Consider the following 15964-nt stretch of genomic DNA (forward strand, 5'->3'; position numbering starts at 1 on the left):
GTGAGAACGATGAAAAAATCAAAAAGTTTTTGGGTGTTTTTGGTGCTTTCCATTATTGCCTACAGTGTAATCCAATATTTAATAACATATCAAGTAATTGATTCTGTATACAGTAATATGATTATCTTAACAGCAATCAATATTATGCTGGCGGTTAGTTTGCATCTTGTAATTGGGATAACTGGTCAGTTCTCTATTGGACATGCCGGGTTCCTTGCTGTTGGTGCGTATGTATCAGCAATTGTAACGATGAAATTACAGCTTCCTTTCCCTGTAGCAATTATAGCAGGTGGCGTTGTTGCTGCTTTAGCTGGATTATTGGTTGGAATTCCGACCTTGAGATTAAGAGGAGATTATTTAGCGATTGCCACACTCGGATTTGCAGAAATTATTCGTATATTCTTTTTAAATATTGATTATGTTGGTGGAGCTGCTGGTATGCAGGTTTCTCACTTAACAACATGGACATATGCATTTATTTGCTTGTTCATCACTGTTTTGGTCATTGTAAACTTTACGAACTCTCGGCATGGCCGTGCCGCAATCTCCATTAGAGAAAATGAGATTGCAGCAGACGCAATGGGAATAAACACAACTTATTATAAAGTTGCTGCATTTGCTATTGGCTCTTTATTCGCAGGAGTTGCAGGGGCCTTACAGGCACATAATTTCTATATTATCAGTCCAACCAACTTTGGTTTTTTAAAGTCCTTTGACATTCTTATTTATGTTGTTTTAGGCGGATTAGGAAGCTTGTCCGGTTCCGTGATAGCAGCTGTCTTCTTAACGATTATTTCAACATTTCTGCAGGACTATCCATCAACACGGATGATTATTTACAGCCTTGTTCTTGTTATTGTGATGCTGTATCGTCCGAAAGGATTGATGGGTACAATGGAAATCACTGATTTATTCAAGCGGAAAGGAGGCGGCTCAAATGACAAATAATACAGCGCTATTGCAAGTGAAGGGTGCAGGTATTCAATTTGGCGGTCTAAAGGCAGTATCAGAGATTAATATAGAGCTTAACCGTGGCGAATTGATTGGCTTAATAGGACCGAATGGTGCAGGAAAAACAACAACCTTCAACATGCTAACAGGTGTGTATGCACCAACAGAAGGAGAAATTGTGTTTGATGGGAAGAAGCTGACGGGTTTAAAGCCATTCCAAGTAACAAGACGTGGTATCAGCAGAACCTTCCAGAATATTCGTCTTTTCAATGAGTTAACTGTCCTTGATAATGTGAAGGTTGCTTATCATTCCTTAGCGAAGCATTCCATGATAAGCAGCATCCTTCGTCTTCCTTCCCATTTTGCTGGTGAGAAGGAAATGGAGGAAAAGTCGATTGAGTTCCTGAAAATCTTTCAGCTTGAACGTTATAAGGATGAAAAGGCAAAAAACCTGCCGTACGGCCAACAGCGGAGACTGGAAATTGCCAGAGCACTTGCTGCAGGACCTAAATTACTTTTGCTTGATGAGCCTGCAGCCGGCATGAATCCTCAAGAAACACATGAGCTCATGGAGCTGATCGCATTTATTAGAAAGCAGTTTGACTTAACAATCCTTTTGATTGAGCATGATATGCCGCTTGTTATGGGAATCTGTGAGCGCATCTATGTTTTGGATCACGGACAGCTGATAGCAGCAGGAACTCCTGATGTAATCCGCAATCATCCAAAGGTAATTGAGGCATATTTAGGCGAGGAGGTTTCAGAATAATGCTGAAAGTAGAAGACATCAATGTTTATTATGGAAATATCCAAGCATTAAAGGGAGTCAGCCTCGAGGTGAACGAAGGAGAAATTGTAACACTTATCGGAGCGAATGGTGCAGGAAAAAGCACCCTTCTCAAAACATTGTCAGGACTGTTAAAACCGAAAAAGGGCAGCATCCAGTATTTGGGTAAGCCTATTTCAGGAAAAGCTGCGCAAACAATTGTTAAAGCAGGTATTTCCCACGTACCAGAAGGACGCAGAGTTTTCGCCAACATGACAGTTGAAGAAAATCTTGAATTAGGCGCCTATTTGCGTAGTGATAAAAATGAGATAAAAAAAGACCTAGACAAGGTATATGAGGTGTTTCCAAGATTACAGGAACGGAAAAAGCAATTGTCTGGAACGCTTTCAGGCGGTGAGCAGCAAATGCTTGCGATGGGAAGAGCTATCATGGCAAGACCAAAGCTATTATTGCTTGATGAACCATCCATGGGCTTAGCTCCCCTGTTCGTTAAGACAATATTTAAAGTAATTCAGGAAATAAATCAAAGTGGAACAACCATTTTATTAGTAGAACAAAACGCCAATATGGCTCTGTCGATTGCAGACAGAGGCTATGTCATCGAAACAGGCAAGGTTGTGCTGTCAGGCACAGCTGCTGAGCTGCAAGAAAGTGACGACTTAAAGCAAGCCTATCTTGGCGGGCATTGATGATTTTGGTAAGCTGCCTTTAGCGAGGCGGCTTTTTTTTATGGGGAGAAGTAAAAAAATGAAACTTTTTTGTGCTCTTTTTTCACTAATAAGGGAAGGGGGAAGATGAAGATTGAAGGATAGAGATATAGTGCTTGTTAAAAAAGCAATAAAAGGAAACAGCAAGGCTTTGGAACTGCTGCTCCAAAAACATTATGAGCAATTATACAGGAATGCCTATTTATATGTACAAAATAAGGAAGACAGCTTAGATATAGTCCAAGAGACGGCATATCAAGCGTTCAGATCAATTAAATCATTAAAGAAGCCAGAGTATTTCATGACATGGCTGACAAAAATAGTGATTCATTGTGCAATGAACCATTATAGACAAAGAAAAGATGTCATTCCACTAACAGATGAAATTCTTTCAAAACAAACATCACGAAGCACAGAACCGGCATACGAGCTAATGGATGCAATTAAGGAGCTTAAAGAAAGCTTTCGGACAACCCTCATCCTTTTTTATTACCATGACTATTCAATCAAAATGATTAGTGAAGTAATGGAGCTGCCGGAAGGAACGGTCAAGACAAATTTAAGCAGAGGAAAACAGGCGTTAAGAAAATGCTTAAAGGAGGAGATGATCCATGGATAAAGAGAAGTGGATAAAAGAAGTAGACTCCATCGAGGTGCCGAAGGAGGCAGTGTTTCAGGCAATTTCCCAAGGAATTAAACAAGCTGAAAAACCACGTAGGAAAAAACGGATGATTATCGGGGCTCTTACAGCAGCAGCTGCAACACTCATTATCGGTTCAGGCTTCGTTAGCCCTACAGCCAATCAAGTGTTAGCGAAAACGCCAATATTAGGAGAGCTGTATAAAAAGTTTGACGACAAGCTTGGTATGAAGCTGGCAGAAGAGGATATGGTTACTAACCTAAATGAGACTATTACTAAAAATGGGGTGACATTAAAGGTAACGAGTGCTTATTTTGACGGCTTTCAAGTGACAATCGTAGGAGAAGTCTACAAAAAAGGCAAATGGCCGGCAAATGAACCAGATGAAATAAGCTTTGATATGAACTTTGAGAATTACAAGGGGGATGAAGATCCATGGATTAATATGAAATCAGAAAGTTTCAATCAAATTAAGGATGGGTTTGAATTTCATTGGACAATGAATTATCCATACGAGGATATAAAGGAGAACATGGTGCTGCCGGTAACTATTCATTATATTAATGGGGTTAAAGGAGATTGGAAGTTTTCTGTACCTGTTGAACAAAGGGAATTCACAGAAGTTGAATTTGCTCATAAGGAGGCCTTCGAGTATGGGAGTTACATAGAAACAAAGAGAATACTAGAGGGACCAGAGACTCCGATATTAATTTACAGCATAGCAAGTCCAGATGAAAATAATAAGGTATATTTGTCAAAAGCGGTTGATGATAAGGGGAATGAACTGTTTACTGGTATCAATTCATTTTTAGTTGATGATTCTTCTGAAGATGCAATAGAGACTTTTACCTCCCAATTAAATATTTTAGATAAAGAGGCGAATTCTATAACCTTCTATCCAGTGCTTGACAGATCTGAAGACACTTTATATCACGATATGAGTGAATCTGGATTTGTATTGGCAAGTAAAAGGACAGATTTAGCACTTCATGTAAATAGTGTTAAACAAGAAAAAGACAAGCTGATATTAGACTACAATATAACAGGAACTTTAGATAAAGCGTCTAGATCAGATTTAGTTAATAACTTAGGATATGACTTGACACTGGTTGATAAAAAGCATGTAAAGGATATAGATGAAGACAATCCCTTCCCGCCAGAGGGGCATTCCGTCTCAAGAAATAAACTTAAGATATTAGATAGAGAAAAGCTTCATTTTCAATCTGTATTTGATTTAAACGGGGAGGAAAAGATAGAAGATTTTAAACTGACAGAAACAGTCCTCAGTATTAATTTTTCTATGTATTTCAACTCAGTTAAGCTTGAGCCTTTTACTGTTGAATTGAGAAAATAACCTTAAAAAGAGGCTGGGACATAAGTATGTGAACCAGTGTAAAGACCGAACTACTTAATCAATTACGATTTAATAGTTCGGTTTTTGTTTTGTTTTTAGTTTAAATACAAAAAATTAGAAATTTTAGTGGAATGGAGCGGAGGCCACTCGACTCCTGCGGGAATAGAGGAAAGGATGAGACCCCGCAGGCGAAGACGAGGAGGCTCATCTTCCTCCCCGCGGAAAGCGAGAGGGTGCAGCGCAAAGAAACGAACTAACTTTCACTCAAAATTTTATTTAGACACAATCTTCATTTTTCAGATTTATTGTAATTTTATTATTCGTGTTTAGAAGGTTATCTTTTGATTTGACCCAGCCTCTTTATTTGTAAGTCAAATCTCAGGTTAATTGAAGATTAAGTAAGAAAATTTACTCAGTAATAGTTTGATATATACCATAACGTACAATGTCCATGTATTATATACAGTAGATATTCTGTATTCGTTTACATAAATAATTATGATTTCTTAGTTATCTATGCAGGTACTTGCATAAATAACTTCTAACAGGAGGATATAACATGAATATACTCGTAACAGGCGGTGCTGGGTTCATTGGCAGTAATTTCATCCGCTATATGCTTGATACATATTCTGATATGAATATCGTTAATCTGGACTTACTGACATATGCAGGCAATTTTAATAGCTTAGCTGATTTCGAAAATAATCCTCACCATCATTTTGTCCGAGGCAGCATTACAAATTTTGAGCTTATCACTCATTTGCTGGATGTTCATAACATAGAAGCTATTATCAACTTTGCAGCAGAGTCCCATGTTGACAGAAGCATTGTTAATCCAGGTGCCTTTGTGGAAACAAATGTGCAAGGAACATTGACTTTATTGGAGGCAGCAAAGGAGAAAAGGGTTGACAGGTTCATTCATATCTCGACAGATGAAGTTTATGGCAGTCTTGGCAAGGAGGGTTATTTCACAGAGAATAGCCAGATTGCGCCGAATAGTCCTTATGCAGCAAGCAAGGCGGCAAGTGATTTGCTTGTGCGTTCTTACTATAAGACATATGGTTTAGATGTGATTATAACAAGATGTTCTAATAATTATGGGCCATACCAATTTCCAGAAAAACTAATTCCGTTACTCATTACAAATGGTATTGATGGGGAGATTCTCCCTGTTTATGGAGACGGAGAAAATATTCGTGACTGGATTCATGTTAAGGATCATTGTGCTGCCATTGACTGTGTGCTGCGACAAGGAAAAAAGGGAGAAGTATATAATATAGGCGGAAGAACAGAAATGACCAATAATGAAATAGCCCATCTTATCATGGATAGGTTGAACCTTCCAGAAGACAGGCTAAAGTATGTGGAAGACCGTCCAGGCCATGATTACCGTTATGCTATTGATCCTATGAAGGTAGAAAAGGAGCTTGGCTGGAGGCCTGTCAATACGTTTGCTGCCGGTATGAAAGAGACGGTAGATTGGTATTTAACAAATGAATCATGGTGGCGTCCTTTGAAGGAAATACATGTGGGCAGCAAAAATGATTAGAAATCAGGTAACTATTGGTTTTTAGTAAAGCACACTAAAAGGTATAAAAGTGTGCTTCTCCATTATTTACCGCTGATAGATGGATAGGTCAGGATGGCTGCCTTTTGTGATTACATCACGAAGTATCTTCGCTAATGCCATACTGTAGACAAGACCATTATCTCCATAAGCCATCAAAAAATAACAGTTTGGAAACTCCTCATATTCACCAATTAACGGCAGTCCATCATGTGTTCCTCCATAAAAGGCACCTAAATAATATTCAGCGTGGATGTCCAGTTCAGGAAATAGCTTTTTACATTCTTTGATAAGCTTTTCTTTCCGACTGATGATTTTTGAATCTCGCTTATCGGCATTCGCTGTATTTTCGTCAAAGCCGCCAATAATAATGCGGTTATCAAGCGTTGTTCTCATATAGATGTAAGGGCGGGCTGTTTCCCAAATCAATGTCCGCTTATGCCAGCTTGAGAAATCCTCAACGGGGTTTGTAACGACAGCATAGGAGCTTGCCAGCACACTGTTTTTTTCATTTCTAAATTCAAGATTTTCATAGCCTGCAGCGAAGATCACATGCTTTGCAGTAATAGAATGGCCTTTGTCTGTGTATAAGACTGCCTGATTATTTTCTAGCTTCTTACCATTGATCCTCGTGTTCTCATAAATTGCTACCCCTTTTTTTGCCGCACCATCGATTAGAGCATGATTGAATTTAAATGGGTTAAGCTCAGCATCATTATACGTATAAAGTGCCTTGTATTTCCCGAAACCGTATTTTTCTTTTATTTCCTGTTCGGAAAGCAAAACTGCCTGAAAACCATGCTTTTGAAGATAAGCATACTCTTTTTCTAATTTTTCGATATCCTCTGGGTAGCTTGCATAATAAAGGCTGTCTCTCCGTTTAAAGTCAGAGGCTATATCAAGGTCATTTGCCGCACCTTCTATGTCATTGATCGCCTCTTCACATAATTTCAAATGCCTTATAGCCATATCTTCCCCAAAGCTGTTCACAAGCTCAAAAAGCATCTTATCGCCAAGATACTGAATAAGTGCTGTGTTTGTTGTGGTGCTGCCTTCCCCTACTCTCCGTTTGTCGACTACCGCAACCTTCAGTCCCGTATCCTTTAAGTAATGGGCACATTGGGCACCAGAGCTGCCTGCACCTATAATAAGAACATCACAGCTTATATTCTCGCCAAGACTAGGATACGCAGGGGCTTCAGGGAAGGTAGTTGGCCAATAGTAGTTTCCGGATTGCAATTTCATTGCTTATTTCCCCTCTCATGTTTTAATCTGATACTATTAAAACCAATCTAAATTAGCATGTCCTAAAATTTTCAATTTTACTAATCAAAAAATTAAGTAAAGAGGCAGAAGATATGACACCATTTACAATAAAGGTAATAGAAATCATTCAATCGATTCCAACAGGGAAAGTAATGACTTATGGACAAATTGCAAGAATAGCTGGAAGCCCGAGAGGTGCGAGGCAAGTGGTAAGAATACTGCACAGCTCCAGCCAAAAATACCAGCTTCCTTGGCATCGAGTAGTTAATGCAAAAGGAGCCATAGTAATAAAAGCCGAGGAAGGAAGTTCACTTCAGAAGCATCTTCTTGAGGAAGAGGGCGTCATTTTTTATAGAGAAGGTGAATTGGAGCTGAATAAATATCAGTATTTCCCCCTCGAAGAATGGGAAAGAGACTATTTTGAGGAATAAAGAAGGCGAAAAAACTCCAAAACTTAGTTGTTTTGGAGTCTCAATGTTCCATTAATGTGACCTTGTTCATTTCTCGTAAGCCCTTCTGTAAAGCCTGGCTGAATTGATCAGGCTTATCCATCATGACATTATGTCCTGCGTTTGCGATGGAAATCATGTTTTTATATGGTGCCTTAATAAGCGGGTAGTATTGTTCAAATAAATACTTAAAATGTAAGTCATACTGCCCTACAATGTATATGACAGGTACAGAATAGCTTGAAGATTGCTCTCTAATATCATGCTTTATTGCGTATTCGGATAAGGGTGCCTGAAGTTTTTCCTTCCTTAGAAAATAGCTTAAGTGTCTTAAAGAAAAATAGGGAGACACTGCCCCGGCCTTTAAAAAGGCAAAGGAATCAGACATATATGAAATATAATTTTTTGCTATTTTGTACATTTTAACAACGGCTGCTTCTGTCGCCTTTAAGCTGTCATGGAGCCCTTTTTGCAGGCGCTCTAGTATTTCCGCATCCTTATTTGCTCCTTGTACGAGAGCTTTTTTTCGGATTTCCGCAGCCATAAGTGCTGCCCCATCATTTAATTGGACGATTTGAGAAATACCAATATAAGCTTTTGTCAGCTCAGGATAGCGCTGCACAAATAGACTTCCAATCGTCGTTCCCCATGAGTGACCCATAATGATGATTCTATCCTGATTAAATCGTTTGGAGAGATACAGGACAATTTCATGAATATCCTCCACAACCTGGTCTGCAGTGAGAGAAGCAATAATTGTGTCTGCCTTTTTCTTGTTAAGGAAATAAGTTCTGCCAGTATTGCGCTGATCCCAGTTCACAACTGTATAATCATATTCCCAGCCATATTGGTATTTATGCAGCACTGGCGTCATTGGTGTACCTGGACCGCCATGAAGAAAAAGAATAATAGGATTGCTGCTATTTTGTCCTCTTATATAAAGATATTGCTGGATACCGCCTATCTCCATTATCACCTCTTGATCAATCCCATGCTGTGAGTGAATTCTATGCTTTCGGCGTATCGAATTTGCTAGTATCCACCTGAACAGCAATAGGATAAAAAGAAGAAGGAGGAACATATCCAATATTGTTATGAAATTTATTTTCGGCAATTGGTTGTCCCTCCTTATTTAATGGTTATTAAAATGTATTCCTCCTAGACATTACCAGAATAAAATCAAACAGACAATAACTTTTCCAGCTTTTCACAAAGGTCTCACGTGGACAGTTTCTAAATAGCATGGTCATTTTTTTTGGAAACTATAACAGATAAAGACCTCCAATGCTAAGCGCAATGGAGACCAAATCTTCTTTATCTGATTTTATATAACAGTAGACATTGTCTCTTTTAAAACTTTTACAGAATGGTCAAACTGCTTTTGTTCCTCTTGGTTTAATGGAATTTCAAGGACTTCTCTTATCCCCTCCACATTAATTACGGCTGGAACTCCAATATATACATCTTTATGCCCATACTGTCCATCCAGGTGAACAGATACTGGTAAGATAGAATTTTCGTTTCCTAATATAGCTTTCGTGATGCGGACAAGAGACATTCCGATACCATAGTAGGTCGCTCCTTTTCGCTCGATAATATGGTATGCTGCGTCTCTTACATTGACGAAAATATCATCTAGATCCTTTTGACTGTATTTGTTGTTTTTTGCAATTAATGTTTCGACTTCCTCTAAACCAACTGTAGTGCGACTCCATACAGGCAATTCTGTATCACCATGTTCGCCAATAATGGCAGCATGAACGTTTCTAGTATCGACATTAAAGTATTCGCCAAGCATGTAACGGAATCTGGCAGTATCGAGTGTTGTACCAGAACCGATTACCCTTTCTTTAGGTAATCTAGATTCTTTCCAAGTCACATATGTCAGAATGTCTACAGGGTTTGTGGCAATAAGGAAGATGCCGTTAAAACCGCTGTCCATTACATTTTTGACAATTGTTTTGAAAATAGCTGTGTTTTTTGCAACAAGATCAAGGCGAGTTTCACCTGGTTTTTGCGGCAATCCAGCAGTGATGACAACTAAATCTGCCTTTTGGCAATCAGCATATTGGCCGCTCCATACTTTCACAGGAGTCGGTGCAAAGGGAATACCATGGTTCAAGTCCATTGCTTCACCCTCAGCTCTTAATTCATTCACATCAATCAGCACTAGTTCCTCTGCAACACCTTGATTAATAAATGAATAAGCGTAGCTACATCCAACTGCTCCAGTTCCGATTAAGACAACACGATTGATATTTTGTTTTTTCATGATTCATTCTCCTCTTTGATTATTATTTTAAAATAAGATCCAGCTAACTAGACCAACTAATACTAATAAACTAACACTATATTTGATGGTAACCTTGAACAAGTCGCTATCCCTTCTCGCAAGTCCAACGGCGGCGGCTGCAACAGCAATAGACTGGGGTGATATCATTTTGGCCATTGTACCGCCAATGACGTTCACTGCAACCATTGTTTCTGGTGCAATTCCAATCTGGGTAGCAGTGACAGCTTGCAGTGGTGCAAATAGGGAGCCACTGTTGACAACAGATCCTGTTAGGAAAACTCCTAACCAACCTAACAAAGGTGCAAATAAAGGAAATATGTCACCTGTTGATGCGAAAGCAAGACCTAATGTAGAAGACATGCCAGAATAAGTACAGATATAGGCAAATCCAAGGACACTGCAAATAGTTAGCACAGGTGCTAAAAGCTCTTTTGCTGTTTCCTTTGTCGTTTCCACAAGCAGTTTTTTGCTGCATTTAAACAATATGCTAGCAACAATAATGGTGATGACAATAGCTGTTGTTGTAGATGAAAATAAATCAAATTTAAAAACGGCTGCATATGGTGTTGCCTCTGGAACGATAGGTGGAAGCTTTATAACATTATTATTCAAGAAAGGAATTGGAAGAAGGAATACTAATTTTTCCAATGGCCCATCTGTAATAAACAAGTTTTTGAATATAGATAAGTTGAATATTGTTACAATGATTGTTAAAAAGATAAATGGAAGCCATGCATATGCAATCGCAGATAGAGAGTACTTCACCGTTTTATCTGTTTTTCCCTCTTTATTAACACGATAAATCTCTTTAGGCTGCCATTTTTGCAAGAAAAGTGCTAATGCCACGAGACTTATGATTGCGGCGAAAATATTTGCTAGTTCAGCACCAATGAAATAAAGCACTGCAGCCTGTGTTATGGCAAAGGAGATACTAGCCACAAGCACTGCCGGATATGTTTGCTTGATTCCCTTCCAGCCGTCAATGATAAAAATAAGCAGAAATGCGACGATGATAGCAAGAATGGGAATGATGATGGCTGTATATCTGCCGACTGCCAGTCCATCAAGGCCTGTTAGCAATGCTGGAACTGTTACAGGAATTCCCATTGCTCCATATGCTCCTCCGGCAATATTGGCGATTAAGCAAAGACTTGCTGCATAAATTGGGCTAAAGCCTAGTCCAACTAATATTGCTGCTGTTATGGCAACAGGAGCTCCGAAACCAGCAGCCCCCTCTAAAAAGGCTCCAAATGAGAATGCGACAATTAAAACCTGTAAGCGCTGATCTGATGTGATAAAAGAAATACTATTTTCGATAATGGCAAACTTTCCCGTTTTTACAGTAATTTTATAAAGAAAGATTGCTGCGAATACAATGGAGGCGACTGGCCAAATGCCGGCGAGTGCTCCGTATAGTGCTGACATAAGTGCAAAAACAAAAGGCATTTTATATATGAAAACAGCAACAATACCTGCGACGAGGATACTCAATGCTCCTGCTACATATCCTTTTAATTTAAATACGGTCAACATGAGGATGAAAAATAAGATTGGGATAGCTGCAATGATGGCTGAGATCCATAAATTATTCAAAGGATCATAAACTTGGTTCCATGCTGTCATGCTTTCTCAGCTCCTCTGGAATAAATTATTTTGTTTACAATTTCATTATAGTGATTACTTTGTGAAAAATATCACATAATTATGTCTGTTTTGTGAATACGATATGTAAAACGCTTTCTTGGCGAAAAGTTGTTCACTAGTTTGTAACATTTCAGTTCTCTTCCTTGTTAAAATAAAACAGATTGTTTATATTTTTAGCCATTTCATGCTGAATATTCTAGATCAGCTGGAAGGTACTTATGTCTGATTTTTTAGAATACTCAGTTGACAGCTAGTAGCTATTTATGTAAAGTATAGGTAAATTAATAGGAAAATCCACTAGGGGAGCCAATTGAGGCTGAGACAAGAAGTTCTTGGACCCTTCGAACCTGATCTAGTTCGTACTAGCGTAGGAAAGTGGAGTCGGTATCTATTTAGTTTACATGCTTTTATTTGACTATTTATAGGCCACTCCATTTTTGGGGTGGCCTTTTTGCGGTTCTGAAATGTAACAAGGTCACTTTATTTTTCCTATTAACAAAAAAGGAGGAGATAAGTGATGAGTTTTTCTAAACAATTACGACAAGAGGCAGATTCAATCTTTGAGGCTATTTTTGCACACCCCTTTGTAAGAGGAATCGCAAATGGAGACTTGCAGGCAGAACAGCTTATCCATTATGTGAAGCAGGATTTCGAGTACCTGAACTCCTTTATGCAAATTTATGGAACAGCTATTTCCAAGTGTGATAACAGAAAGGATATGCAAATGTTTAATGAGCAAATTTCCTTTGTTCTGCATAGTGAGATTCATCCTCATAATAATTTCTGTGAAGTAGCTGGTGTTACATATGAGCAGCTGCAAGGGTTCCCCTTATCACCAAGTGCACACCATTATATCCGTCATATGCTAACAGTGGCTCAGTCAGGAGGAATACCCGATATTCTTGCCGTACTGCTTCCATGTCCATGGACATATGCGGAGATTGGCAAGAGGCTGCTTGAAGAGGTAAAGCCAGACTCAAGCCATCCCTTCCATGATTGGATTCGTTTTTATGGGGGCGGGTCGATGGGTATTACTGACACATTTTGTGAACGTCTAGATGAATTGGCTGAAAGCTTAAGTGAGCAGCAAAAGCAAAAGCTGACAGAGTACTTTTTGATAAGTTGCCATATGGAATACAAGTTTTGGGACATGGCGTATACACTGGAGGACTGGCCTGTGAAGATAGAGGCTAAAGCATAATGGAGTGGAAGATAAAAGAAGTTGTGCTGATGGTTGTTTTGTCTGTTGCATGCGGAGTCCTCTATTTAGGCTGGTCTACATTATATTTGCCGGTTTCTGCTTTAGTAGGTCCTGTTGGAGCTAACTTTATGTTTGGAATTTGGGTAATAGCAAGCCCGATTGTTGCCTATATCATTCAGAAGCCTGGCGCTGCATTTATTGCTGAAGTTGCAGCAGCAGCGGTAGAACTGCTTACTGGCAGTCACTTCGGATTGTCTGCGTTGCTGATTGGTGTCTTGCAGGGACTTGGTGCAGAATTAGCTTTTGCTGTCTTTCGCTATAAGCAATATCATGTTTCTGTTTTAATGCTGTCAGGCGCAATGGCGGCAGTAGGAAGCATGCTGTATAGCCTTATTGCCAATGGCTTCGGATATTATACAACTGGCACACTGCTGCTGACATTCATTATTCAAATTATCAGCGGCATGCTGCTTGGCGGGCTACTCGCGAAAGGCATAGTGGATGCTTTATTAGCAACAGGTGCACTCGATCATTTTGCTATAAATAAACAGAATACCCAAAAGGATGATAACGATGAGTTCATTGTTAGGATGTAAAAACCTTACTGTCCAGTTTTACGGTCAAATGAAGCCTGTTCTTAATATGGTTTCAATAGATTTCCAGCATGAAGAGAATGTGTTAATTCTTGGTCCGAGTGGCAGTGGCAAATCGACACTTTTGTCTGTCCTTGCTGGAATCATTCCAGACCATATAGAGGCAAAGGTTAAAGGCGAGGTAATCCGAAAGCAGAACGTGGGTATCCTGTTTCAAGATCCGGATACGCAGTTTTGTATGCAGCATGTAGATGAGGAAATTGCCTTTAGTCTTGAAAATAGAAATGTTCCAACAGAGGAGATGGTCTTAAAGATAAAAACATTGCTGGATATGGTCGGACTTAAGGTCGAGCTTCATGCGAAAATCGATGCATTATCAGGAGGTATGAAGCAGCGCCTTGCGTTAGCTTGTGTACTCGCATTAGAGCCTGACGTGCTGCTTTTAGATGAACCTACTGCACAGCTTGACCCTGCTAGCAGGAAGGAGTTATTTAAGCTATTGAAGCAGCTCTCGATTAAGACTGGGAAAACAATGATCTTTGTGGAGCATGTCCTTGATGGCTGCATTGAATGGATGGATCGGGTCATCCTGTTAAATAAGCATGGCGAAGTGATTGGTGACGGTCATCCCAAATATATACTGGCGAAGTATAAAAGCCAAATGGAGGAAGCGGGAATATGGCGGCCAGAGGTTTATCCATATGAGTGGCCTGAAGTTATTCGTGACAAGAATCATCCTTTAAGTAAGCAACTAAACGAAAAGTACTTGCAAAGTAAGCTGAAAAAAGAGGCATTACAGCATAATAATGATTCACTTATGTCTGCAGAGGCTGTTACTATTTCCTATGAAAGGAAGACCGTTCTCCATGATATAAACTTCCAGTTTGGAAAAGGGGAGTGGATTTCGATTATAGGTAAGAATGGAAGCGGGAAAAGCAGCTTGATAAAGGTATTGGCAAAGCTGAAAAAAGTCAGCAAGGGCAGTATTGTTTTCAAGGATATCAATTTGAAAAGCTGGAAGGAGAGCCAGTTATACGAGGAAATCGGAGTTGTTTTCCAAAATCCAGAATGGCAGTTCATCACTAAAACAGTTTATGAAGAAATACTTTTCTCCGGAGAACAGCAAAATGTGAGAAGGGAGTCAGCTGAAGCAAAAGCATTGGAACTGCTGAAGGAATTTGGGCTTTTAAACTATTCAGACCGGAACCCTTTTAACTTAAGCTTTGGTCAAAAAAGAAGATTAAGTGTAGCGACAATGCTGCTTTTCAATCAGGAAGTTCTCTTGCTTGATGAACCAACCTTCGGACAGGATAAGCACTCGGCAGAGAGGCTGTTAAGCTTATTGAAAAAGCAACAAGCGCGTGGGACAACAATCGTAATGGTCACACATGACATGAATATTGTTGATTGGTATTCAAATAGGGTACTTTTATTTGATGAAAAAAATCTTTGCTTTGATGGTCACCCTTTTTCCTTATTTTCAGATGACGAGCTGCTGGAGAAAACCGGACTTATTCCACCATTACATTATGCTTATGAACGAGCAGTGAAGGAGGAGTATTTACTTGGAAAGCAATCAATCCTGCTTGTCCCAAATTAATCCGAGCTATAAGCTGATTGCTCATATTATTGTTATGGTTATGCTCATGTTTATAGGAAACCCAATAAAAACATTCTTATTCTGGATCGCATTCTTACTGGTAGGGTTAGCAATAGGCGGGTGGACAGTAAAGTATTTATTAAAAGTAATGGTTCCTTACTGCTTGTTTTTTGTGCTTGTTTTCTGGATGCTTGCTGCGTTCGGGAAGGGAGATAACGAAATATGGCAGTGGGCGTGGTTTCGGATAACAGAGGAAAGTATCGGTAATGGCCTGACCATTTCCTTAAGAATGCTGGCTTTCGTTACAATCGGCTTACTCTTTACCTCAACTACTAATCTTCACTTATTTATGATGAGTTTGATCCACCAGCTAAAGGTATCTCCGAAATGGGCTTATGGTTTTCTGGCAGGCTTCCGCTGTATTCCGATGTTTCAAGCAGAGCTTATGCAGTTGAAGGATGCGCACCGTATAAGAGGCTATAAGCAAAGAAGAAGCTGGCAGTCATTCAAAAGATATGCTATCCCACTTCTTACAAATGCTATTCGAAAGTCTGAACGAATGGCGATTGCTATGGAAGCACGAGGGTTTACCGGAAGCAGGGACAGAAGCTATTACAAAACAACAGCAATTACACCAATAGACGTTCTTTATGTCGGTCTGCTTCTTTTGTTTGCTATTTCGATGGTTTTTCTTTAAGTGCCAAAAAGTAAAAATCCAAGGACTAAAAAGGGGATGATACCTTAAAGTTCTTGGATTTTTTAGTAGTAAGTTTTCATAAAGAGGTTTATTACAAGGAAAATTAACATAGTTTATTAACGTGAAAATGGAAAAAAAATCTAATGAAAAAAGAATTGACACAACATGTATATACAACATATAATTGAAAGCGTAAACAGTTTACTTGTATA

General features: G+C 39.2%; 15 protein-coding genes and 1 riboswitch. Of the genes, 11 read left to right on the forward strand and 4 right to left on the reverse strand.

The annotated features are described in order from the left end of the window. Window positions 1-9 precede the first annotated feature (9 nt). The 6 genes from EM808_RS14325 (at window position 10) to rfbB (ending at window position 5991) form a co-directional block, all read left to right on the forward strand. Window positions 10-948: a branched-chain amino acid ABC transporter permease gene (locus EM808_RS14325; protein WP_127738884.1), complete on the forward strand. Its 939-nt coding sequence runs from the start codon at window positions 10-12 to the stop codon at window positions 946-948. Next, window positions 938-1720 (forward strand): ABC transporter ATP-binding protein, encoded by a 783-nt coding sequence (locus EM808_RS14330; protein WP_127738885.1) that lies wholly within the window; start codon window positions 938-940, stop codon window positions 1718-1720. The genes EM808_RS14325 and EM808_RS14330 overlap by 11 nt, the downstream gene beginning before the upstream one ends. Then, on the forward strand, window positions 1720-2427 hold the full coding sequence (locus tag EM808_RS14335) for an ABC transporter ATP-binding protein (RefSeq protein ID WP_127738886.1): 708 nt from the start codon (window positions 1720-1722) through the stop codon (window positions 2425-2427). Before EM808_RS14330 ends, EM808_RS14335 begins: the two co-directional genes overlap by 1 nt. A 112-nt stretch (window positions 2428-2539) precedes the next feature. Continuing rightward, the gene (locus EM808_RS14340) at window positions 2540-3064 is read left to right on the forward strand and encodes a sigma-70 family RNA polymerase sigma factor (RefSeq protein WP_235856620.1); all 525 of its coding nucleotides are present in this window, start codon (window positions 2540-2542) and stop codon (window positions 3062-3064) included. Next, the gene (locus EM808_RS14345; protein WP_127738887.1) at window positions 3057-4439 is read left to right on the forward strand and encodes a DUF4179 domain-containing protein; all 1383 of its coding nucleotides are present in this window, start codon (window positions 3057-3059) and stop codon (window positions 4437-4439) included. The genes EM808_RS14340 and EM808_RS14345 overlap by 8 nt, the downstream gene beginning before the upstream one ends. A gap of 559 nt (window positions 4440-4998) precedes the next feature. After that, the gene (gene rfbB / locus EM808_RS14350) at window positions 4999-5991 is read left to right on the forward strand and encodes a dTDP-glucose 4,6-dehydratase (RefSeq protein WP_127738888.1); all 993 of its coding nucleotides are present in this window, start codon (window positions 4999-5001) and stop codon (window positions 5989-5991) included. A 66-nt stretch (window positions 5992-6057) separates the two neighbouring features. Here rfbB and EM808_RS14355 read toward each other — a convergent pair whose 3' ends face one another. Then, entirely contained in the window at window positions 6058-7254 is a 1197-nt protein-coding gene (locus EM808_RS14355) for an NAD(P)/FAD-dependent oxidoreductase (protein WP_127738889.1), read from the reverse strand. Between the two features lie 113 nt (window positions 7255-7367). Here EM808_RS14355 and EM808_RS14360 point away from each other — a divergent pair, with 113 nt between their 5' ends. Next, window positions 7368-7706 (forward strand): MGMT family protein, encoded by a 339-nt coding sequence (locus tag EM808_RS14360; RefSeq protein ID WP_127738890.1) that lies wholly within the window; start codon window positions 7368-7370, stop codon window positions 7704-7706. Window positions 7707-7746: 40 nt separating this feature from the next. On the opposite strand, the gene EM808_RS14365 is transcribed toward EM808_RS14360, so the two are convergent. The 3 genes from EM808_RS14365 to EM808_RS14375 form a co-directional block, all read right to left on the reverse strand. After that, window positions 7747-8838, reverse strand: a complete 1092-nt coding sequence (locus EM808_RS14365; RefSeq protein ID WP_127738891.1) for an alpha/beta fold hydrolase — start codon at window positions 8836-8838, stop codon at window positions 7747-7749. Between the two features lie 210 nt (window positions 8839-9048). Then, window positions 9049-9996 (reverse strand): L-lactate dehydrogenase, encoded by a 948-nt coding sequence (locus tag EM808_RS14370; RefSeq protein ID WP_127738892.1) that lies wholly within the window; start codon window positions 9994-9996, stop codon window positions 9049-9051. 27 nt (window positions 9997-10023) lie between these two features. After that, window positions 10024-11640, reverse strand: coding sequence for a lactate permease LctP family transporter (locus EM808_RS14375; protein ID WP_127738893.1), 1617 nt, complete (start codon window positions 11638-11640; stop codon window positions 10024-10026). Between the two features lie 310 nt (window positions 11641-11950). Then, window positions 11951-12052, forward strand: a riboswitch (TPP riboswitch). Between the two features lie 126 nt (window positions 12053-12178). Here EM808_RS14375 and tenA point away from each other — a divergent pair. From tenA to EM808_RS14395, 4 genes are read left to right on the forward strand one after another with little or no spacing between them, the layout of a single operon-like run. After that, entirely contained in the window at window positions 12179-12862 is a 684-nt protein-coding gene (tenA, locus tag EM808_RS14380; protein ID WP_127738894.1) for a thiaminase II, read from the forward strand. Then, a complete protein-coding gene (locus EM808_RS14385; protein WP_127738895.1) occupies window positions 12862-13458 on the forward strand; it encodes an ECF transporter S component in 597 nt (198 codons plus the stop codon). The genes tenA and EM808_RS14385 overlap by 1 nt, the downstream gene beginning before the upstream one ends. Beyond that, entirely contained in the window at window positions 13436-15055 is a 1620-nt protein-coding gene (locus tag EM808_RS14390; protein ID WP_127738896.1) for an ABC transporter ATP-binding protein, read from the forward strand. The genes EM808_RS14385 and EM808_RS14390 overlap by 23 nt, the downstream gene beginning before the upstream one ends. After that, window positions 15021-15752, forward strand: a complete 732-nt coding sequence (locus EM808_RS14395; RefSeq protein ID WP_127738897.1) for an energy-coupling factor transporter transmembrane component T family protein — start codon at window positions 15021-15023, stop codon at window positions 15750-15752. The genes EM808_RS14390 and EM808_RS14395 overlap by 35 nt, the downstream gene beginning before the upstream one ends. The last annotated feature ends 212 nt before the right edge of the window (window positions 15753-15964 follow it).

This window comes from Niallia taxi (genome assembly GCF_004005475.1).
GTDB lineage: Bacteria > Bacillota > Bacilli > Bacillales > Cytobacillaceae > Niallia > Niallia taxi.